This is a genomic window from Autumnicola tepida (assembly GCF_031846485.1).
In the GTDB taxonomy this organism is placed as follows: Bacteria; Bacteroidota; Bacteroidia; order Flavobacteriales; family Flavobacteriaceae; genus Autumnicola; species Autumnicola tepida.
Genome location: NZ_JAVRHQ010000032.1, coordinates 11,958 through 31,835, shown reverse-complemented (window position 1 = coordinate 31,835; position 19,878 = coordinate 11,958). Strand labels below are relative to the sequence as shown.

Annotated in this window: 19 protein-coding genes; 13 read left to right on the top strand and 6 right to left on the bottom strand. The window is 41.6% G+C overall.

Going from position 1 to position 19,878, the window contains the following annotated elements; translation table 11 throughout:
- The first annotated feature begins 27 nt into the window (after window positions 1–27).
- The 5 genes from RM553_RS17885 (at window position 28) to RM553_RS17865 (ending at window position 6,781) form a co-directional block, all read left to right on the top strand.
- Window positions 28–1,845: a porin family protein gene (locus RM553_RS17885; protein ID WP_311536330.1), complete on the top strand. Its 1,818-nt coding sequence runs from the start codon at window positions 28–30 to the stop codon at window positions 1,843–1,845.
- Window positions 1,846–2,243: 398 nt separating this feature from the next.
- A complete protein-coding gene (locus tag RM553_RS17880; RefSeq protein ID WP_311536329.1) occupies window positions 2,244–3,371 on the top strand; it encodes a hypothetical protein in 1,128 nt (375 codons plus the stop codon).
- 81 nt (window positions 3,372–3,452) lie between these two features.
- Complete coding sequence (locus tag RM553_RS17875) at window positions 3,453–5,075, top strand: amidohydrolase (RefSeq protein ID WP_311536328.1); 1,623 nt, start codon at window positions 3,453–3,455, stop codon at window positions 5,073–5,075.
- A 161-nt stretch (window positions 5,076–5,236) separates the two neighbouring features.
- Entirely contained in the window at window positions 5,237–6,169 is a 933-nt protein-coding gene (locus tag RM553_RS17870; RefSeq protein ID WP_311536327.1) for a peptidylprolyl isomerase, read from the top strand.
- A 66-nt stretch (window positions 6,170–6,235) separates the two neighbouring features.
- Window positions 6,236–6,781: a YfiT family bacillithiol transferase gene (locus tag RM553_RS17865; protein WP_311536326.1), complete on the top strand. Its 546-nt coding sequence runs from the start codon at window positions 6,236–6,238 to the stop codon at window positions 6,779–6,781.
- Window positions 6,782–6,869: 88 nt separating this feature from the next.
- Here the strand turns inward: RM553_RS17865 and RM553_RS17860 are convergent, their stop codons facing one another.
- Window positions 6,870–7,511, bottom strand: coding sequence for a peroxiredoxin (locus RM553_RS17860; protein ID WP_311536325.1), 642 nt, complete (start codon window positions 7,509–7,511; stop codon window positions 6,870–6,872).
- 169 nt (window positions 7,512–7,680) lie between these two features.
- Here RM553_RS17860 and RM553_RS17855 point away from each other — a divergent pair, with 169 nt between their 5' ends.
- On the top strand, window positions 7,681–8,016 hold the full coding sequence (locus RM553_RS17855) for a tRNA-binding protein (protein ID WP_311536324.1): 336 nt from the start codon (window positions 7,681–7,683) through the stop codon (window positions 8,014–8,016).
- A 46-nt stretch (window positions 8,017–8,062) separates the two neighbouring features.
- Here RM553_RS17855 and RM553_RS17850 read toward each other — a convergent pair whose 3' ends face one another.
- The 3 genes from RM553_RS17850 to RM553_RS17840 all read right to left on the bottom strand — a co-directional run bounded on the left by RM553_RS17850 (window position 8,063) and on the right by RM553_RS17840 (window position 11,126).
- Window positions 8,063–8,752 (bottom strand): hypothetical protein, encoded by a 690-nt coding sequence (locus RM553_RS17850; RefSeq protein WP_311536323.1) that lies wholly within the window; start codon window positions 8,750–8,752, stop codon window positions 8,063–8,065.
- Between the two features lie 161 nt (window positions 8,753–8,913).
- On the bottom strand, window positions 8,914–9,297 hold the full coding sequence (locus RM553_RS17845) for a PUR family DNA/RNA-binding protein (RefSeq protein ID WP_311536322.1): 384 nt from the start codon (window positions 9,295–9,297) through the stop codon (window positions 8,914–8,916).
- A gap of 71 nt (window positions 9,298–9,368) precedes the next feature.
- A complete protein-coding gene (locus RM553_RS17840; RefSeq protein ID WP_311536321.1) occupies window positions 9,369–11,126 on the bottom strand; it encodes an ABC transporter ATP-binding protein in 1,758 nt (585 codons plus the stop codon).
- A gap of 134 nt (window positions 11,127–11,260) precedes the next feature.
- Between RM553_RS17840 and RM553_RS17835 the strand changes: the two genes are divergently transcribed.
- The 4 genes from RM553_RS17835 (at window position 11,261) to yajC (ending at window position 14,216) form a co-directional block, all read left to right on the top strand.
- A complete protein-coding gene (locus tag RM553_RS17835; RefSeq protein ID WP_311536320.1) occupies window positions 11,261–12,364 on the top strand; it encodes a Glu/Leu/Phe/Val family dehydrogenase in 1,104 nt (367 codons plus the stop codon).
- An 81-nt stretch (window positions 12,365–12,445) separates the two neighbouring features.
- On the top strand, window positions 12,446–13,390 hold the full coding sequence (nusB, locus tag RM553_RS17830; RefSeq protein ID WP_311536319.1) for a transcription antitermination factor NusB: 945 nt from the start codon (window positions 12,446–12,448) through the stop codon (window positions 13,388–13,390).
- Window positions 13,391–13,439: 49 nt separating this feature from the next.
- Entirely contained in the window at window positions 13,440–13,901 is a 462-nt protein-coding gene (locus RM553_RS17825) for a DUF1573 domain-containing protein (RefSeq protein WP_311536318.1), read from the top strand.
- A 9-nt stretch (window positions 13,902–13,910) separates the two neighbouring features.
- Complete coding sequence (gene yajC / locus RM553_RS17820) at window positions 13,911–14,216, top strand: preprotein translocase subunit YajC (RefSeq protein WP_311536317.1); 306 nt, start codon at window positions 13,911–13,913, stop codon at window positions 14,214–14,216.
- A 103-nt stretch (window positions 14,217–14,319) separates the two neighbouring features.
- Here the strand turns inward: yajC and RM553_RS17815 are convergent, their stop codons facing one another.
- Both RM553_RS17815 and pepT read right to left on the bottom strand, forming a co-directional pair.
- Complete coding sequence (locus RM553_RS17815; protein ID WP_311536316.1) at window positions 14,320–14,910, bottom strand: YdeI/OmpD-associated family protein; 591 nt, start codon at window positions 14,908–14,910, stop codon at window positions 14,320–14,322.
- Window positions 14,911–14,922: 12 nt separating this feature from the next.
- Window positions 14,923–16,176 carry a peptidase T gene (gene pepT / locus RM553_RS17810; RefSeq protein ID WP_311536315.1) on the bottom strand — a complete coding sequence of 418 codons (1,254 nt, stop codon included), beginning with the start codon at window positions 16,174–16,176 and terminating at the stop codon, window positions 14,923–14,925.
- Between the two features lie 97 nt (window positions 16,177–16,273).
- On the opposite strand from pepT, the gene ggt reads away from it, so the two are divergent.
- The 3 genes from ggt (at window position 16,274) to RM553_RS17795 (ending at window position 19,857) form a co-directional block, all read left to right on the top strand.
- Complete coding sequence (gene ggt, locus RM553_RS17805) at window positions 16,274–17,974, top strand: gamma-glutamyltransferase (RefSeq protein ID WP_311536343.1); 1,701 nt, start codon at window positions 16,274–16,276, stop codon at window positions 17,972–17,974.
- 58 nt (window positions 17,975–18,032) lie between these two features.
- Window positions 18,033–19,061 carry a quinone-dependent dihydroorotate dehydrogenase gene (locus RM553_RS17800; protein ID WP_311536314.1) on the top strand — a complete coding sequence of 343 codons (1,029 nt, stop codon included), beginning with the start codon at window positions 18,033–18,035 and terminating at the stop codon, window positions 19,059–19,061.
- A 181-nt stretch (window positions 19,062–19,242) separates the two neighbouring features.
- On the top strand, window positions 19,243–19,857 hold the full coding sequence (locus tag RM553_RS17795) for a LysE family translocator (RefSeq protein WP_311536313.1): 615 nt from the start codon (window positions 19,243–19,245) through the stop codon (window positions 19,855–19,857).
- The last annotated feature ends 21 nt before the right edge of the window (window positions 19,858–19,878 follow it).

Here is a 19,878-nt window from a genome sequence, read left to right as displayed (position 1 = left end):
ACTAAACCTAATTTAAGAAATCCCTATATGCGAATTTTCTCAAGCACGGACCTCGCCCTAAGATTACAAGGTTCCAATAGCTTTAAATCCGGCCCGGACCTTAAAGCTTTTAAACATCTGGCAGGAATAAAAATGAGCCTGTTTTTAGTCTTGTTTTTGTCCGGCAGTGTTCTTTTTGCCCAGGATCCTATTGGCAGTGAAACCGTAACAGTTGTAAAGCCCTATTCCCCATCTGTGCGGGACGCGTCAAAAATTAAACAAATGCCGGGCAGGGCAGATTCAGTGAATTTGGCCAAGAAAGAAGTAAAATACAGTATTTTCTCTGTACCTGTGGCTTCCACTTTTACTCCGGCCAAAGGACGGGCAACAACGGTAGAAAGAGAAAGGCCGCCTAAGGTATTTAACAATTACGCCACCCTTGGTTTTGGAAATTACTCTAATGTGCTGGCAGAATTTTACAGCAACCTGGAGGTAAACAGGACCGATAACTTTGGAGTTTTTCTCACCCATAATTCTTCCCAGGGAGGCATTGAGGGAGTTCGCCTGGACGATAAATTTTATGATACGGAATTAAACCTTAGCTATACCCGTAGAGACCGGGACCTGTCCTGGAAAACAGAAGTCGGCGGCCAGCACCAGCTCTTTAACTGGTATGGTTTGCCTGAAAGTCCTGCACTTACCGATGCCCAGGTGCTGGAGATAGATCCGCAGCAGAACTATTTTTCGGTTTATGCAGGTGGGGAAATTGAATTGTACGATTCTTTTTTTGACAGGGCAAAAGCAAAATTCCGCCATTCCGGGGATTCCTATAGTTCTTCAGAAAACCAATTTGACGCTACAGCAGCTTTTGAAGCTAACATTGCCGGCGAGCTTATTACAACAAATATTACTGCAGATATTGTAAATGGGAGTTTTGATAAAGCTTTTTATGGCAGCAACGGTTATGACTATACTTTTATGAACTTTGGGTTAAACCCCAGTTTACTGGTGTTGAGGGATGATCTTACCCTTAATTTAGGAATCGCTTTTTATTATAGCCTTGATACCCAGAATTCTGACAGTAATTTTTATCTCTATCCAAAAATTACGGCCAGTTACGAGCTTGCCGGAGATATGCTTACCGCTTACGGAGGGATAGAAGGTGAGCTGGAGCAGAATACTTATTACGATTTCTACCAGGACAATCATTTTGTGTCCCCAACTTTAGCCATTCAGCCCACAGATACTGAATATGATGCTTATGTGGGGGCAAAGGGCAGGCTTACCAATAGTCTGGGCTATAATGCCAGGGTGAGCTATTCTTCGCAGTTTAATAAAGCCATGTACAGAAGAAATCCTTATGCCATTGGGGTGACTGAAGAGGATTATGCCTACGGAAATTCTTTTGAGGTGGTTTATGATGATATCAATACCTTTTCTTTCTATGGGGAGGTTAATGTAGATGTAAACCGAAATTTTACACTCTCTGCAAATGCTGAAGTTTTTAGCTATTCTACTGAAGAAGAAGTTGAGGCATGGAACCTGCCGCAGCTTACAGCGGCTTTAACAGCAGATTATCAGATCACCGAAAAATGGTACACCGGTGCGAATATTTTTTACAGGGGAGAACGGAAAGACCTTTCACGCACCGTGATCACAAATCCTGTTAACCCGGAACAAAATGAGGTGGTGACGCTGGATGGCTATTTTGATTTAAACGCGCATCTTGGCTACAGGTTTAATGAGCAGCTTTCCGCTTTTATAAAAGGCAGTAACCTTCTAAATAACAATTACGAGCGCTGGATGAACTTCCCCGTGCAGGGAGCACAGTTCCTGGCAGGAGCTACTTATAAATTCGATTTTTAATAAATCTTTGGAAATTAAAAAGAGCCTGAAAAATTCTATCAGAAATAGAACTTTTCAGGCTTTTGCCATTTATTGCACATTGTAAAACTAAAATTTTAGCAGGTTCCAATTCCCTCAAAGCTGGTATCTTTTAGACAGGTTTTAATCTCCTTTTTAAACTGAAAAAATAAAATAAACAGGTAGCTCACTTTTTGAAGCTCTGTCGTAACTAGTGTCATTATCAATCTTGCAGCTAAGCGGTCATAAATCTTAGCCTTAGAATTTTATTTTTCAGAAAACCTTATCTTCATCAATTATACGACTTAACAATTACTAAACATTCAAGATTCAAATTTAAAGTAATATTGCATCCTGAAATCAAAGAAGTGAAACTTCGCATTACTGAAATTAATTCATAGATGGCAAAAAAATTCAGGCGTACTAATCGCGACCGTCCCTACCTGAACATTCTTGATTTTATTGTTGAAGAAAAAACCTTTCTCGCTATTGTTATTGGCGGGATTATCCTGGCCGGTATTTTTACAGGAAACACCCGGGCTGCCATGTGGCTTGGGTTCTTTTTTGCTGCCTATGCCACTGTAGCAAACGATAGTATCCAGTCCCTGGGAACTTTTATTGAAAGTAATAAATCCAAACCATGGTGGATTTTGTGGCTTTACGTGGGGACGATTTTTCTTGGAGTGGTAACCTTTAGCTGGTTTTATTTTAATGGGGACGTCACCTATCAGCGGCTTTTAAATCCCGATGGCACTACGGCTTATCCCCACCCGGAGAGCTTTAGTTTTTTCCAGATTATCGCACCCCTTATACTTTTAATTTTAACCAGGTTAAGGATGCCCGTTTCCACAACCTTCCTTATTTTAAGCGTATTTAGCGCAGATACTTCGGGAATAACTTCGGTGGTATGGAAGAGCTGGACGGGTTATATTATGGCATTTGTATTGTCTTTTCTGGTATGGTATTTATCTTACAACCTGATAAAAAAGTACTTTAAAAGCAGGAAATTCAGCAACAGCTGGACTATTGTTCAATGGCTGGTAAGCGGAACCCTATGGGGAGTCTGGGTGATGCAGGATGGCGCAAATATCGCGGTTTTCCTTCCACGAAGATTAGATGCTTTTCAATTTGGTATTTTTGCCACGACCATTTTTCTTGGCCTGGGATTATTGTTTTACCTTAGAGGAGATAAGATTCAGCAGGTAGTAAGTGAAAAAACCCGTATTTCAGATATTCGTGCGGCAACCCTTGTAGATTTAATTTACGTGGTAATGCTTATCTATAAACTCTTTATTAGTACCGTGCCAATGAGCACCACCTGGGTTTTCCTGGGGGTTATTGGTGGCCGTGAGATTGCTATTAGCCTTGCCCGTAAGAAGAAAGGCAAGAAACATCGCAAGAAAGCGGGGAAGATGATTTTTAAAGATTTTGCCTACGCGATGATAGGTCTGTTTGTTTCGGTAGCCCTTGCTGCTGCGGCCAATCCAGATATCAGGCATGCTGTTTGGGAAGGCCTGGGTCTTACATAAAAGCTTCTGAAAAAACTAATTATAATCCAAAATGTGCCTTTCCTGAGGTGCATTTTTTATTTTTACCTCAAATTCTGAAAAATGAAAAGTTATTTATTACTCCTTTGTTCCTGTTTAATCATGTTTTCCTGTGGCCAAAAGGAAAAGGCAGATCTGCTTGTTTTTAATGCTGAAGTTTATACCGTAGATGGCAACTTCAGCAAAGCAGAGGCTTTTGTTGTACGCGACGGAAAATTTATAGCAGTTGGCTCAACAGATGAGTTAGAGCAAAAATATGAAGCCGCCGATACTTATGATGCTGAAGGAAAGGCTGTTTATCCGGGATTTATTGATGCCCACGCGCATTTCTACAGGCTCGGCCTTCAGCAAAATAAAGTAGATCTTACCGGGACAGAAAGTTTTGATGAGGTGGTGGCGCGCATTGTTGAATTTCAGCAGAAAAGGGGAGTAGATTTTATTACCGGAAGAGGCTGGGACCAAAATGACTGGGAAGTTAAAGAATTTCCCACAAAGGATACGCTGGACCGGCTTTTTCCCGACACCCCCATTGCCGTAACGCGTATAGACGGCCATGCCCTTTTAGCCAATCAGGCTGCACTGGATGCTGCCGGGATTACTCCAAATACTCCCTATGAAGGTGGCGATATTGAACAAAAAAACGGCAGGCTTACCGGCATAATTGTAGATAATCCAATGGATCTTATAGCTAAAGCCCAGCCTGCACCTACTATTGAAGAGAAAATGACGGCTTTAATGGACGCCCAGAAAATATGTTTTGAATATGGGCTTACCACTGTGGATGATGCCGGGATAGATCGTGAAATTATTGAATTGATGGATAGCCTGCATAAAAGGGGGGATTTTAAGATAAGGATGTATGCCATGATCAGCAATTCCGAAGAAAACCTGGATTATTATCTGTCCAAAGGGCCTTATAAAACAGATCGTTTAAATGTGCGTTCAGTTAAATTTTACGGTGATGGCGCCCTGGGTTCCCGTGGTGCGGCGTTAAAGGAGGAGTATAATGACCGCCCCGGCCATTTTGGCGCGCTGCTTTCTCCCATAGAAGATTTCGAAGAAACAGCTGTTCGTATAGCAGATTCAGATTTCCAGCTGAACACCCATGCAATTGGGGATTCTGCAAATTACCTTGTGCTCAAAACTTACGACAGCCTGGTAGGTGATGCTGAAGACAGGCGGTGGCGCGTAGAACATTCTCAGGTGATTGATGAAGGGGATTTTAAATATTTCAGCAAAAATATTATTCCTTCCGTACAGCCAACGCATGCCACCAGTGATATGTATTGGGCTGAGGACCGACTTGGGGAAGAACGAATGCAGGGAGCCTATGCTTATAAAAAACTCCTGGATCAGGCGGGACTTGTAGCGCTGGGCACAGATTTTCCTGTAGAAGAAGTGAGCCCGTTCCTTACTTTTTATGCTGCCGTATCACGAAAGGATACCAAAAATTTTCCTGAAGGCGGCTTTATGAAAGAACAGGCACTTTCCCGCGAAGAAACATTAAAAGGAATGACCATCTGGGCAGCCTATTCTAACTTCGAGGAAAAAGAGAAGGGAAGTATTGAACCAGGTAAATTTGCCGATTTTGTTATTCTGAATGAGGATATTATGGAAGTTGAAGAGAATGAAATCCCGGGTCTAAAGGTTATTGGAACCTATGTAAATGGCGAAAAAGTATATTAGCTAATTCCACAACCTCTTTTGAGACTTTTAATGTTCTTTTTCTAAGAGAAAAGCGGTCCTGAATTTTAAACGATTATTAATTTTCATGTAGCCGTTGAGCTTCAGCCTTTAACCTTAATAAATTATTTAGGTATCTTTGCAATTCAATTAAAATTAAAAAAATGAACGACGGATTATATGCTAAATTTCATACCTCCAAAGGGGAGATTTTAGTAGAACTCGAATATGAAAAAACTCCCGGTACGGTGGGTAATTTTGTAGGCCTTGCCGAAGGAAATCTTGAAAATGATGCTATCCCACAGGGAAAACCTTATTATGACGGACTTAAATTTCACCGGGTAATTCCTGATTTTATGATCCAGGGCGGCGATCCGCAGGGAACCGGCAGCGGTGGCCCCGGCTATAATTTTGAAGATGAAATTCATCCTGAATTAAAACATGACGCTCCCGGGAAATTATCTATGGCCAATGCCGGGCCGGGTACCAATGGCAGCCAGTTTTTTATTACCCACGTGGAGACGCCATGGCTGGACGGGAAGCATACCGTGTTTGGAAATGTTGTGGATGGCCAGGAAGTGGTAAATAAAATCAAACAGGGCGATAAAATAGAGAAGCTTGAAATTATAAGGGAAGGCCAGGAGGCTGAAGATTTTAATGCTGTGGAAGCTTTTCGCCAGTTTAATGGTGCAAAAGCCGAGAGGGAGGCCGCGGCCAAAAAGCAACAGGAAGAACTGCTAGGGGAACTTTCCCAGGGTTTCGAAAAGACCGAAAGCGGACTGCGTTATAAAATCGAAAAAGAAGGAAACGGCATAAAGGCTGAAAAAGGCAAATCGGTCTCGGTGCATTATAAAGGAATGCTGGCAGATGGTACTGTTTTCGATTCTTCTTATAAAAGGAAACAACCATTAGAATTCCCTGTTGGTGTGGGTCACGTAATTGCGGGATGGGATGAAGGCATTTTAAAACTGAAGGTGGGAGACCAGGCGCGTTTTGTTATTCCTTCACATCTTGCTTATGGCGAGCGTGGTGCAGGTGGAGTGATTCCGCCAAACGCCGCCCTTGTATTTGATGTGGAACTTATGGATGTTAAATAAGATTTCTTCCCGAAAATTGAAGATTTGAACGTGCTGTGATTTCAGCACGTTTTTTTATCTTTAGGTATGACTTCAGAGCAATTGGAATTACTAAAATATCCCATTGGCAAGATGCAGTTTCCACAGCATCATGCTATGGGTTATTTTGAAGACTGGAAGCAGGAAATCGCCGATTTTCCGCAGCAGCTGGAAAACCTGGTAAAAAATCTTGAGGAATCCCAATTAAACACACCATACCGCCCGGAAGGATGGACGGTGAGGCAGGTAATTCATCATTTGGCAGACAGCCACATGAATGCCTATTTACGGTTTAAGTGGACATTGACGGAAGAGAACCCCTTAATAAAAGCTTATGATGAAAAAGCTTTTGCTAAACTGCCAGACAGCAGGAAAGCGCCGGTGCAAATTTCACTGGATTACCTGAAGGCACTGCACGTAAAATGGATTTACCTGATTGAAAATATGGCTGAAGCTGACTTTCAGAAAACCTTCAGGCATCCGGGAACCCAGGCGGAAATTTCACTCCTGAAATGCCTGGCCATGTATTCTTGGCACGGCCGGCACCATTATACGCATATTGAACATTTGCTGCGCCGAAGGGACTGGATCTAAAAACTGCATAAAACCTGTTGTTGCTAATTTTTGCTGAAGCAATTTCAGAATTTTATGCAGCCTTTAAATTCAGCGAAAAAGAATTGGGTTATTTCTTTTCAGGTTGGGGGGTCATCCTCAAATATGGTTTCACCTCTTTAAAACCTTTTGGGAAAAGCTCTTTGGCCTCATCATTAGATACCGCAGGGCTAATTACCACATCATCTCCCTCTCTCCAGTTAGCCGGAGTGGCCACTTTTTGGTATGCGGTAAGCTGCAGGGAATCGATCACCCTAAGCAGCTCATCGAAATTACGACCTGTGCTGGCAGGGTAGGTAATCATCAGTTTTATCGTCTTGTCTGGCGCGATCACATAAACCGATCTTACGGTAAGAGTATTATCGGCTTTGGGATGAATCATCCCGTAGAGGTTAGAAATTTTCTTGTCCTCATCGGCGATAATTGGGAAATTCACGTTGGTGTTTTGCGTTTCGTTAATATCCTGTATCCAGCCTTTATGAGATTCTACTCCGTCCACGCTCAGAGCCATCATCTTTACATTGCGCTCAGCGAATTTTTCTTTGTATTTCGCGGCAGTACCAAGTTCTGTGGTACATACCGGCGTATAATCTGCCGGATGGGAAAAGAGAATTCCCCAGCCGTCCCCTAAATAATCATAGAAATTAATTTTTCCTTCTGATGTTTCCGCATCAAAATTGGGGGCTTTGTCTCCTAATTTTAAATCGCTCATCTCTTTTATGTTTTTAATGTTCAGTAGATAAAATTAAAGAATTTTCAGCTTAGAAACCTAGTAGACCAATAGGAATATTATAACCGAAAATAAATATTATCAATTTCTAACGGAATTGTGCTGGTAAAAAGAGGCCCGGTTTTGTTATTTTCGTGGTAAAGCTCGATGTATGGAAATAAACTGGAAAGATTTTGAAAAAGTTGAAATGCGTGTGGGGACGATCATACAGGTAAACGATTTTCCCGAAGCACGTAAACCTGCTTACCAGCTAAAGATCGATTTTGGAGAAAAAATCGGACTTAGAAAAACTTCGGCGCAAATCACCAAAAGGTATAAAAAGGAAGAACTGCAGGGGAAGCAGATAGTGGCCGTGGTAAATTTTCCGAAGAAACAAATCGCCAATTTTATGAGCGAATGCCTGGTGCTGGGAGCTGTGGGGGAAGACAATGATATTGTGCTCCTAAGCCCGGATGCCAAAATTGAGAATGGGTTAAGGATTGGTTGAATGGGCCGCCGCGCATGAATGAGAAACGCAAGGCGGTTTATGAAAATTACAATCTTACTGCCAGGGAAACGTTCAGCAAATGGTAGTTTGTTTTATATTCAATAATATCGTTATAGGTAAGGCCGTCATAATTGTACCAGCCAAGGCTGTTTTCATTGGTAAGCTGGTTCCATTCATATCCAATTTTTAAAACAGCAGCATATTTTCCAACTTTTCTGCCTATACCTGCTTTCACGCCCGCCAGCATTCCGCCATGCTCTTTAAAATAGAAGCCCTGCGGACTATTCCCGTAAGCAGCTTCATTTAACTGGATTCCGCCGTTAAGTTCTGAAACAATCTTCCAGTTTTCAGAAATGTCCAGGTCGTAATTCAGCTTAATTATCATTGGTATCATAAGCTTGTCGTAATTTTCATTGGCCATATATGGATGGCCCTGGTCTTTTACAAAGTTGATACCTGAGCCCACTCCTGCAGAAAACGAATGATTAAACCTGTAATTAAGGCTAAAACCTATACCATAAACCGGCGCATCAAACCTGGAATTTTCGGGAACGTTTACAGTAATATTATCCTGGTATTGAATACTCCTCCTGGATTCTTTGCCTATGGAATATTTGGTTACAGCTTCGCCTTCCAGGTAAATCTTTTCCAGAAACTGGGCATTTAAGGAAGATGAAAAAATACAAAGGATGAGCAGCAGGAAGTAATTTCGTTTTGAATTTTTCGGTGCTTTCATAAGTAAAAAGATTGGGAATGGTTTCTTCTTAATTTTCAATTTATGGAAATATGGCCGGGAAAATGCTTATACGCAAGGCTTTTTCAGCTTGCACAAAAAAAATCAGCATAAAAAAACCGCCTGGAAAGACGGTTTCTAAATTTTTTCATTAAGCGGTTGGCTTAAATGTCATCAAAACTTACATCAGTAAAAGCTTTTGGAGACGCGGTAGCGGTTGCTCCGGCGCCAACTTCTTCCTTGTCTTCAGGATTAAAGTTTTTCTGATGGCGTTCGCTAATAACCTCTTCTCCTTTTTCTTCTAGGATAAAGTCGGTCATTTCCTGTAGAATCTCATTGAATCCAGCAAAATCTTCCTTGTAAAGGTAAATTTTGTGCTTCTTGTAGTGAAAAGAACCATCATCGTTGGTAAATTTCTTACTTTCCGTAATGGTCAGGTAGTAATCGTTAGCCCGGGTTGCCCTTACGTCAAAAAAGTAAGTCCTTCTTCCGGCTCTTAATACTTTAGAGAATATTTCCTCTTTCTCCATCATTCCCTTGTCGCTCATAAAATAGATTCTTTAGTTGTTTATTATGATGCTCAAAAATCCAAAAATTTTTAACATTTCCCAAAGAATTTTCACATTTCTTTTTCGTTCAACTGTTTTGCATAGAGTTCTTTATAGTATCCCTCCTGGTTTATTAATTGGGAATGAGCGCCTTGTTGCACTATTTTCCCGTCTTCCAGGATAATAATCTTATCGGCATTTTTCGCGGAAGAAATTCTGTGACTTACAATAATTGTAGTCTTATTCTGGGAAATTTTGAAAAGATTATTAAGTATTTCCTCTTCAGTTTCGGTATCTACGGCTGAAAGGCAATCGTCGAACAGCAAGATGGCAGGATTATGAATAATAGCCCTTGCAATAGAAACCCGTTGTTTTTGCCCCCCGGAAAGTGTAATACCTCTTTCTCCCAATACCGTATCATAACCTTTGCTGAAGCCGGTAATGTTTTTATGAACCGAAGCGTTTCTAGCTGCTTCATAAATTTCCTCATCGCTGGCACTGGTTTTCCCAAATTTAATGTTGTTCCTGATAGAATCACTAAAAAGAAAGGCATCCTGGGGAACATAGCCTATACTATTCCGAAGGCTTTCCAGGTTGAGTTCCCTAATGTTGGTGCCATCTATACTAATTTCCCCCTGGTCAACATCATAAAGCCTCCCGATAAGTTCCAGGACGGTAGATTTTCCGGCGCCGGTTTTACCAATTATCGCGAGTGTCTCTCCATTTTTCACTTCAAAAGAAACATTTTTTAAGGCGGTAATATTAGTATCGTCGTAAGTAAAACTCACGTTTTTAAACGCTATACTGCCGGCAATTTTATCGGGAGCCGATTTATGGTTCTTGATTTCAGGTTTTTGATTAAGAAATTCATTTATCCTTTCCTGCGAAGCTTCGGCTTGTTGGATAAGCGACGTCACCCATCCAATGGAAGCCACGGGCCAGGTAAGCATATTAACATAAAGCAGAAATTCCACAATTACGCCCAGGTTTTCTATTTCGCCGTTCAGGTATTTTCTTCCGCCAATATAAATCACCAGGATGTTGCTAATCCCGATAAGCAGCACCATAAGCGGGAAGAAAAAGGCCTGCACTTTTACAAGGTCTATGTTTTTATCGCGGTTTGTGTTTGAGAGTTCGGTAAAGTTGCGGTTGGTTTGCGGTTCAATTCCGTAGGACTTTATTACGGCAATTCCGCTAAAGCTTTCCTGGGTAAAGGTGTTGAGCCTTGAAAGATATTGCTGCACAACCGTGCTGCGCTTGTGAATGGCCACGCTAAGCTTATAAATGGCAAAAGAAAGTACCGGTAAGGGAATTACGGTAAAAAGGGTAAGTTCCGGCGCGGCCTCAATCATATAAATAAGTACAACAACTGTAGAAGTGAAAGTGGTAACGCTGTACATAATTGCCGGCCCCAGGTACATGCGCACTTTAGAAACATCGTCGCTAATCCTGTTCATAAGGTCTCCTGTACGGTTCTTTTTATAGAAGTTAAGGGAAAGGTCCTGGTAATGCCGGTACACCTCATTTTTAAGGTCATATTCCATATGCCTGGACACAACTATAAAAGTTTGGCGCATTAAAAAAGTGAGGAAGGCAGATATTAGCGTGGCCCCTATAATTAGCAGGATATTATAAACCAGTTCGCTGCGCACAAAGGAAACATCGGTTATTTCTCCTTTTACATAACCTTCAATTACGTTGGTGGAATTCCCTATTAGCGGGATATAATAAATGGCAAAAATGCGGGCAGCTATGGTAATAATGAGGCCGCTGATAAGCTTCCATTTATATTTTACAAAATATTTATTGAGGTGCCTGAGGTGTTTCATGCTAGTTAATGCTGTAAAATTGAGGATTTAATATTTTAACATCCTTTAAATAATAGATAATTAAAATATTGATTATTTTTGCCCTTCATTTTTACGGATTATTTAAAATAGATTTCTTAATATCTGAAAAAGTTATGCAAGTAGATGTGCTAAATGCTAAAGAACTTGAAAAAGCAGCGCCGGTATTCGGCCAGCTTTCCTTTGATAATCATGAGCAAGTGGTTTTTTGCAACGACAAAGATACAGGTTTAAAAGCAATTATTGGTATTCACAATACTGTTTTGGGGCCTGCTTTGGGCGGCACCAGGATGTGGAATTACACCAGTGAATGGGAGGCTCTAAATGACGTGCTGCGCCTGTCCCGCGGGATGACCTTTAAGAGTGCTATTACAGGCCTTAACCTTGGTGGAGGGAAAGCGGTGATTATTGGAGATGCCAAAACGCAAAAGACACCAGAGCTTATGCGCCGTTTTGGGGAATTTGTACACTCTTTAAGTGGAAAGTACATCACTGCAGAAGATGTGGGCATGGAAACAGAAGATATGGACACCATTAGAGAAGTAACACCTTATGTTACCGGAATTTCCGAAGCGAAAGGTGGTGCCGGGAATCCTTCTCCTGTAACCGCGTATGGAGTGTTTATGGGGATGAAGGCTGCCGCTAAATTTAAGTTTGGAGATGATAACCTCGAGGACAGGTCAGTACTCGTTCAGGGGATTGGTCATGTTGGGGAGACTTTAGTAGAGCACTTAACGCAGGAAGGCGCTAAGGTTTATATTAGCGATATTAATGAAGGCAGATTACAGGAAATCAGCAAAAAATATGGTGCGATAATTTTTGAGGAAGAAGATGTTTACAGCGCCAATGTGGATATTTATGCACCCTGTGCGCTTGGGGCCACTATTAATGATGACACCATAGAAAGGCTGCAGGCAAAAATTATTGCGGGTGCGGCCAATAACCAGCTGGCAGATGAAGTTTCCCACGGAAAAATCCTGCAGGAAAAAGGAATTGTTTACGCCCCTGATTTTCTTATTAATGCCGGCGGAATAATTAATGTTTATGCTGAATTGGAAAATTACGGTAGGAAGGAGATTATGCGCAAGACTGAAAATATTTATAATACCACCCTGCAGATCTTTGAAACGGCCAGGAAAAGGGATCTCACCACGCATTTTGCCGCGCTGGAAATCGCAAGGCAAAGAATTGAAGAAAGAAAAAATCTTAATTTGAAGTAGCCAATATCAAATTATTGATATTTTTGCAGGGCGAAAACAAGTGTTTTCGCCCTTTCTAATTCTAAAAGTTCTTTTACACTCATGTTGACAAGAAGACATATCCGGGTTAAAGTAATGCAATCTTTATACGCCTTTAACCAAAGCCAGAACGATAAACTTGCCACGGAAGAGAAATTCCTTAAAAAAAGTATGGAGGAGATGTACGATCTTTACCTGCTGCAGTTAAACCTACTCACTGAGATTAGAGGTAAAGCTGAAAACTTTATAGAAAAATCCCAGCAAAAACATCTTGCCACCCGGGAAGATATAGATCCCAATAAAAAATTTGTTGAAAACAGGATATTTCAGATCCTGGATGAAAATGAGCCTCTGCGGCAGGCTATAGAGGACAGGAAAATTACCCACTGGAAACGTGATGACGAATATGTGGTGATTCTTTGGGAGGAAATAAGGAAAAGTGAGCTATATGAGAAATATATGCAAACGCGGGAATCCAGTTTTAAGGAAGACAAAGATTTTGTTATAGCTATTTTTAAAGAGATTGTTGCGCCTAATGACAAGCTTTACGAATACCTGGAAGATAAAAAGCTTACCTGGCTGGACGACCTGCCTTTAATCAATACTGCCATTCTAAAAATGCTTCAGAAGCTAAAGGAATCTTCTGCAGGCTCCATGAAACTTACCAAGCTTTTCAAAAGCCCCGAAGACAAGGAGTTTGCCATTGAGCTTTTCAGAAAAACTTATCTCAACGATGAGATGCTTTCCAAAGAAATGCTCGGAAAAACCCCGAACTGGGATAAAGACCGTATTGCTGAAGTAGACATGGTTTTAATTAAAATGGCCATTTGCGAATTTGTGAAATTCCCTTCCATCCCGGTAAAGGTAACCATTAACGAGTATCTTGAAATTGCCAAGGAATACAGCACCCCCAAAAGCAGTATTTTTATAAATGGTGTTCTGGATAAATTATCCAGGGAATACAAAACCGAAGGCAAATTAAATAAAATGGGCCGCGGCCTTATGTAATGCAGAAATTTTCTTAATTTTAACCCTTAAAATAATAAAAAACATAACCATGAAAAAAGGACTTTTAATGATAGCAGCGGTTGGGGCTCTGCTTTTTTCTTCCTGTAAGGATAACAACGCCTCAGATAAGGTAAAAGCTGAAAATGTAGAAACAGCTGCCGAGCGTGATGCAGAAGCTACCGTCTATCCTGAAATTACTTTTGAAGAAAGTGAGTACGATTTTGGGAACATTCCAAAAGGAAAAAGTGTAGAGCATGTATTTAAATTTACCAATACTGGACGTGCGCCTTTGGTAATTACAAATGCCACAAGTTCCTGCGGGTGTACAGTTCCAGATGCTCCAAAAGAGCCTATTGCTCCCGGTGAAACAGGGGAAATGACTGTTAAATATAATGGTTCCGGAAACGGGCAGGTAACTAAAACAGTAACAGTATCTGCTAATACCGAAGCCGGAAAAGAACAAGTACAAATCAAAGCTTTCGTTGAAGCAGCGGAAGGAACCAATAGCTAACAGCGAAATATGGATAAATTAGCGCAGTTTGCTCCCATCATCTTAATGTTTCTTGTGGTGTATTTTTTTATGATACGGCCACAGATGAAGAAAGCAAAGCAGGAAAGAAACTTTGTGGACGAACTTAAGAGAGGTGACAGAATTGTAACTAAAAGTGGAATGCACGGGAAAATCCTGGATTTCAGCGAAAAAAACAACGCGGTGATTATTGAAACAGGCGCAGGTAAAATAACTTTCGACCGTTCTTCCATCTCTATGGAAATGAGCAAAAAGTTAAATGAACCCGCGAAACCTGTCGTTAAGGAGAAAAAATAATTTCTGCTCAAATTTTATAAAAATAAAAGCCTTCTTTTCCGGAAGGCTTTTTTGTTGGTGTTTATGCAGATGATAACTTATTAATATACCTGCCGATTCAATCTCAGCAATTTTTATATTTATCATTCAGGCCTTCTCCTCTTTTAATCATGGGGATTATCTTTTGAAGTCGGCTTTGTTTAGTGGCTTCTCTCTTTGCTTCAGAAATATATACCGCATATTCCCGCTGTTTTCCTTCGGTTAACTTTTGAAATTCATTGTTTAATTCCTTATCGTTCTCCAAAGCGGTTTTAAGTTCCGGCGGAACAATCAACTTTTGCTTCTCCTGCTTTATAACTTTTCCTAATTTCTCATTGGCAATAGCTTCGCTTACATATTTCAGCAGGATTTCAGGCTTAATTTCATCTCCTTTTGTAAAGCGGATTTGCCGTAAAGCTTTGGTTTTACCTTCCTGTGCATTGTGGAGCAGGTCGGTATGCTTCGTTAACAGAGCACCGTTAAAAAACCAGATGGCGCAGTGATTTTTGAACGCGCCAAGTCCGGCCACGTTTTTTCCTGCTAAGGTATAAACCGGTGCCCCCCATTTTATCGTTTCTTCCAGTTCGGTAGAAAGCATCATCTCTCTTAGCACGTGTAGCTCTTCCTGCCATTTTTCATGGACTTCAATGTATTGCTCTGCAGAATCTACCGGCATAATTTTCAGCTTTTAAAGGTTTTCTTTTTTATATTTTTCCGAAGTAAGTTCAGCTATTTTCACAATAACTTCGGTGGCTTTTATCATGCTTTCCACGGGCACATATTCGTACTTGCCATGAAAATGGTGTCCCCCCGCAAAAATATTGGGACAGGGAAGGCCCATATAGCTTAGCTGCGCCCCGTCTGTCCCGCCGCGAATAGGTTTGATGATGGGCTTTACATGTACAGCTTTCATCGCTTTTTCGGCAAGGTCAACAATATGCTTTACGGGCTCAACTTTTTCCTTCATATTAAAATACTGGTCCTTTATTTCAATTTGAACACATTCCCGCTCGTACTGCTCGCAAATTTCCCGCCCAAGATCAAGCATCATTTTTTTTCTGGCTTCAAAATGCTCTTTATCGTGATCCCTGATAATATAATGCAAGGTCGTTTCTTCCACATCTCCCTGCATTTTGCTAAGGTGGAAAAAGCCCTGCCGGCCTTCAGTATGTTCCGGGGTTTCCAACCGGGGCAGCGAGCTTATAAAATCCTGCGCGATATACTGGCTGTTAATCATCTTGTCTTTCGCGTAACCCGGATGAACGCTTTTTCCGAAGATTTTTACCACCGCCCCGGCAGCATTAAAATTCTCATACTCCAGTTCGCCAACTTGGCTGCCATCCATGGTATATGCCCATTCGGCCCCAAATTTTTTCACGTCAAATTTATGGGCGCCCCGGCCAATTTCTTCATCGGGGGTGAAGCAAATCCTTATTTCGCCATGCTCAATCTGCGGATTGTCTATAAGATATTGCATGGCAGTCATAATTTCCGTAATTCCGGCTTTATCATCTGCTCCCAGTAAAGTTGTTCCGTCTGTGGTAATAATGGTTTGCCCTTTGTATTGTTCCAGGTCTTCAAAATAATCTGGAGACAGTACAATGTTCTTTTTTTTATTCAGGATAATATCTTTCCCGTCATACTTGTCAATAATCTGCGGATTCACATTTGTTCCGCTAAAATCAGGCGTGGTATCAAAATGGGAAACGAAGCCTATCACCGGCACTTTGTGGGCCACGTTGGCAGGCAGGCTCGCCATAACATATGCATGCTCGTCTATGGTAACATCCTGCATGCCCATTTCCTTCAGCTCTTCCACAAGTTTGTTGGCAAGGTCCCATTGTTTTTCGGTGCTGGGGGTCGAGGAGCTTTCAGGGTCACTTTGGGTATCGATTTTAACGTAACTAATAAATTTATCTATGAGCTTGTTCTTATTAATCATTTCAGGAGTTTTTAATGAAAAAAATATGGCTATTTTGCAAATGCTTAGCTGGCAAGAACAAAGATATACGATCGCGAAAACCTATTGCCTTAAACTTATGAAAAAACTACTGCTGCTTCTTATAATATTTTCAATTACTTCCTGTAAAACTAAAGTAAATACCGCAACCCCTTCTGCTAAAAAAACCGGACTGATAGCCGAAAAGGCGATGGTGGTTTCAGCCAGGAAAGAAGCATCAGACATTGGCCTTGCAGTTCTGAAAAAGGGAGGGAATGCTTTCGATGCGATGATAGCCACCGAGATGGCGCTGGCGGTTGTTTATCCCTATGCCGGCAATCTTGGGGGAGGCGGTTTTATGGTTTATAGAAAAGCAGACGGGCAAACCGGCACGCTGGATTATCGCGAAAAAGCACCGCTGCTCTCTACCAAAGATATGTACCAGGATGAGAATGGCGAGGTGATTTCTCACCTAAGTAAGGTGGGAGGAATGGCTGTGGGGGTACCCGGCACGGTGGCGGGCATCTTTGCCGTACATGAAAAATTTGGCTCCATGCCTATGGCAGAAATCCTTGAACCGGTAATCGCCCTGGCTCGTAATGGCTATGTGGTTACTGCGAATCAGGAGGCCAGCCTTGGCCGTTACCGGGAAAATTTTGTTCGGGTAAACCGGGACAGTATATTTTATTCTAAAAATTTTGCTGAAGGTGATACCATCAGGAATTTGGCCCTGGCCCGTACGCTTGAGAGAATTGCTGAAAATGGCCGGGACGAATTCTATAATGGCCCCACCGGAGAAAAAATAATCGCTTACCTGCAGCGGCACGGCGGCATTATGAGCCTGCAGGATTTAAGGGAATACCAGAGTTTTTGGAGAGATCCCATCCATGTAAAATACAACAACCTGAATGTTATCTCCATGGCGCCACCTTCAAGCGGGGGGATTGTGCTGGGGCAGATTTTAAAGATGATTGAAGGTTTTCCCTTAGAAAAATACGGCCACAATTCCGTAGAAATGATACAGGTAATGACAGAAGCAGAAAGAAGGGCCTATGCCGACAGGAGTTTTTACCTGGGCGATCCCGATTTTGTTGATATTCCCGTTGAGGTTTTACTCAGCGATAAATATTTGAATGGGCGCATGGATAATTTCAGTTTTTCTAAAGCCACACCTTCTTCTGAAATGGAACACGGAGCTATTACCGCTAAGGAAAGTATGGAAACCACCCATTATTCCATCGTGGACCAGTTTGGAAATGCCGTCGCGGCCACAACCACCCTAAACGGGGCCTACGGGTCTAAACTTTATGTTGAAGAACTGGGATTTTTTCTGAATAACGAAATGGACGATTTTAGCGCCAAACCAGGTGTGCCCAACATGTTCGGCCTTATTGGAGCGGAAGCAAATTCCATAGCCCCGGGCAAAAAGATGCTGAGTTCCATGACGCCAACCATCGTGGAGAAAAAAGGGAAATTATGGCTGGTCCTGGGTTCGCCTGGTGGTTCCACTATTATTACTTCGGTTCTGCAAACCATTCTTAATGTGGAAGAATACAACATGAGCATGCAGGAAGCTGTAGATGCGCCACGATTCCATCACCAGTGGCTCCCGGACGAAATCCTGTTTGAACCTAACGCTTTTGCCCCAGATGTTTTAAATACACTACGGATTAAGGGTTATCATATAAATGAAGGAGAGTCTACAATTATTGGAAAAGTAGATGCCATTAGGGTATTGCCAGATGGAAAACTGGAAGGCGGCGCCGACAGGAGGGGAGATGATACCGCGGCAGGCTTTTAGTTTCTCCTGAAGTTTTATCACTGCCGAAATTAAGCTATTTTTGCACAAACCAGCCATTATGTATAAAACGCTCATCAGGAAAATCCTGTTTAAGTACGATCCTGAAAAAGTCCATTATTTCACTTTTGATGCCTTGCAAAAGCTGAATAAAATCCCCGGTATTTCTGCCATTCTCAAGAAAAAGTTTTTAGTTGAAGATCCCCGCCTGGAAAGGGAGGTTTTCGGCTTAAAATTTAAAAATCCGGTTGGACTGGCGGCGGGTTTCGATAAGGACGCGAAACTTTACAGGGAACTTTCCAATTTAGGCTTCGGCTTTATTGAAGTTGGAACCGTTACGCCAAAACCACAACCCGGAAATGAAAAAAAGCGCCTGTTCCGCCTAAAAGAAGATGAAGCCATTATTAACCGCATGGGCTTTAATAATGGAGGGGTGGAAGAAATGGTAAAGCGGCTTAAGAAGAATAAAAATGTACTTATTGGCGGGAATATTGGCAAAAATAAGCTCACCTCAAACCAGGAGGCGGTAGAAGATTATAAAATTTGCTTTAAGGCTTTATACGATTATGTAGATTATTTTGTGGTAAATGTAAGTTCTCCCAATACGCCCAATTTAAGGGAACTTCAGGATAAGGAACCTTTAACGCTGCTCTTAAATACCCTTCAAAAGTTAAATTCCGGCCGGCCAAAGCCCAAACCAATATTGTTAAAAATCGCTCCAGATCTTACCGATGCGCAGCTGCTCGATATTATTGAAATTGTGAAGGAGACCAGGATCGCAGGGATTATTGCCACCAATACCACTATTTCTCGCGAAGGTTTACAATCTGAAAATAAAAATGAAATGGGAGGCTTAAGCGGAAGGCCCCTGCGGGAACGTTCTACGGAAGTCATTCGCTTTTTAGCTGAAAAAAGTAATCATGCCTTTCCCATTATTGGCGTGGGCGGCATCCATTCTCCTGAAGATGCGCTGGAAAAACTGCGGGCCGGGGCCAGTTTGGTGCAGTTATATACCGGCTTTATTTACGAAGGCCCAGGGCTGATAAGGAAAATTAATAAAAAACTCCTGGAGAGTGAATTTGTACAGTAATTTTTTATTGAAAGGTTGAGTGGCAAAGAGGTACAAAATTAGAAGTGGGAAATTGAATGGAAAACATTATCGGTTATCAGTCATGAGTTGTAATTTTGCATAATAACCCAACCACAATCCACAATCCACAATCCACAATCCACAATCCACAATCCACAATCCACAACCCACAACATCCTAAATGCTTGAACAGCTAATTCCATTTTTAACCGCTTCAGTTTTGCTAACCATATCTCCCGGGCCCGATATCATTTATGTGCTGGTGAGGGGGATGGCCAACGGCAGCAAATATGGGATTATTGTCGTCTTAGGGCTGGTTTCAGGAATTCTGGTGCATACCAGTTTAGTGGCCTTTGGTGTTTCTGCCATTATTAAAAATTCTCCTGTGCTGTTTATGCTGATTAAAATTTTTGGGGCATTGTACCTTTTTTTTCTGGCTTACCAGGTTTTTAAAAGCGATTCCAAAATTGCTTTTTCTACGAAAGGCTTGCAGAAGAAAACGCTGCTTTCCCTTTTTAGGCAGGGCTTTATAATGAACGTGCTCAACCCTAAAGTCACTATTTATTTCCTGGCATTTTTCCCCGGTTTCCTGTGGGAACCTTCAGGGAATACAGTGCTTCAGTTTTATATTCTGGGCCTTTTGTTTATGCTGCAGGCCTTTGTGATTTTTTCCGCAGTGGCAATGATGGCCGGGAAAATTTCGGGTTACCTAAAAAAACATCCAAATTCCGGGAGTGTGCTTAAATGGATGCAGGTGGTGGTGTTTATTCTTATTGCCGTGCTTATATTAATTTAAGCACAGTTTCAAAAAATCCTT

What these genes read in the sequence shown, in the direction of transcription:
- RM553_RS17885 (WP_311536330.1), top strand. Translation starts at nt 28, where the DNA reads ATGCGAATTTTCTCAAGCACGGACCTCGCCCTAAGATTACAAGGTTCC.
- RM553_RS17880 (WP_311536329.1), top strand. Translation starts at nt 2,244, where the DNA reads ATGGCAAAAAAATTCAGGCGTACTAATCGCGACCGTCCCTACCTGAAC.
- RM553_RS17875 (WP_311536328.1), top strand. Translation starts at nt 3,453, where the DNA reads ATGAAAAGTTATTTATTACTCCTTTGTTCCTGTTTAATCATGTTTTCC.
- RM553_RS17870 (WP_311536327.1), top strand. Translation starts at nt 5,237, where the DNA reads ATGAACGACGGATTATATGCTAAATTTCATACCTCCAAAGGGGAGATT.
- RM553_RS17865 (WP_311536326.1), top strand. Translation starts at nt 6,236, where the DNA reads ATGACTTCAGAGCAATTGGAATTACTAAAATATCCCATTGGCAAGATG.
- RM553_RS17860 (WP_311536325.1), bottom strand. Translation starts at nt 7,511, where the DNA reads ATGAGCGATTTAAAATTAGGAGACAAAGCCCCCAATTTTGATGCGGAA.
- RM553_RS17855 (WP_311536324.1), top strand. Translation starts at nt 7,681, where the DNA reads ATGGAAATAAACTGGAAAGATTTTGAAAAAGTTGAAATGCGTGTGGGG.
- RM553_RS17850 (WP_311536323.1), bottom strand. Translation starts at nt 8,752, where the DNA reads ATGAAAGCACCGAAAAATTCAAAACGAAATTACTTCCTGCTGCTCATC.
- RM553_RS17845 (WP_311536322.1), bottom strand. Translation starts at nt 9,297, where the DNA reads ATGAGCGACAAGGGAATGATGGAGAAAGAGGAAATATTCTCTAAAGTA.
- RM553_RS17840 (WP_311536321.1), bottom strand. Translation starts at nt 11,126, where the DNA reads ATGAAACACCTCAGGCACCTCAATAAATATTTTGTAAAATATAAATGG.
- RM553_RS17835 (WP_311536320.1), top strand. Translation starts at nt 11,261, where the DNA reads ATGCAAGTAGATGTGCTAAATGCTAAAGAACTTGAAAAAGCAGCGCCG.
- nusB (WP_311536319.1), top strand. Translation starts at nt 12,446, where the DNA reads ATGTTGACAAGAAGACATATCCGGGTTAAAGTAATGCAATCTTTATAC.
- RM553_RS17825 (WP_311536318.1), top strand. Translation starts at nt 13,440, where the DNA reads ATGAAAAAAGGACTTTTAATGATAGCAGCGGTTGGGGCTCTGCTTTTT.
- yajC (WP_311536317.1), top strand. Translation starts at nt 13,911, where the DNA reads ATGGATAAATTAGCGCAGTTTGCTCCCATCATCTTAATGTTTCTTGTG.
- RM553_RS17815 (WP_311536316.1), bottom strand. Translation starts at nt 14,910, where the DNA reads ATGCCGGTAGATTCTGCAGAGCAATACATTGAAGTCCATGAAAAATGG.
- pepT (WP_311536315.1), bottom strand. Translation starts at nt 16,176, where the DNA reads ATGATTAATAAGAACAAGCTCATAGATAAATTTATTAGTTACGTTAAA.
- ggt (WP_311536343.1), top strand. Translation starts at nt 16,274, where the DNA reads ATGAAAAAACTACTGCTGCTTCTTATAATATTTTCAATTACTTCCTGT.
- RM553_RS17800 (WP_311536314.1), top strand. Translation starts at nt 18,033, where the DNA reads ATGTATAAAACGCTCATCAGGAAAATCCTGTTTAAGTACGATCCTGAA.
- RM553_RS17795 (WP_311536313.1), top strand. Translation starts at nt 19,243, where the DNA reads ATGCTTGAACAGCTAATTCCATTTTTAACCGCTTCAGTTTTGCTAACC.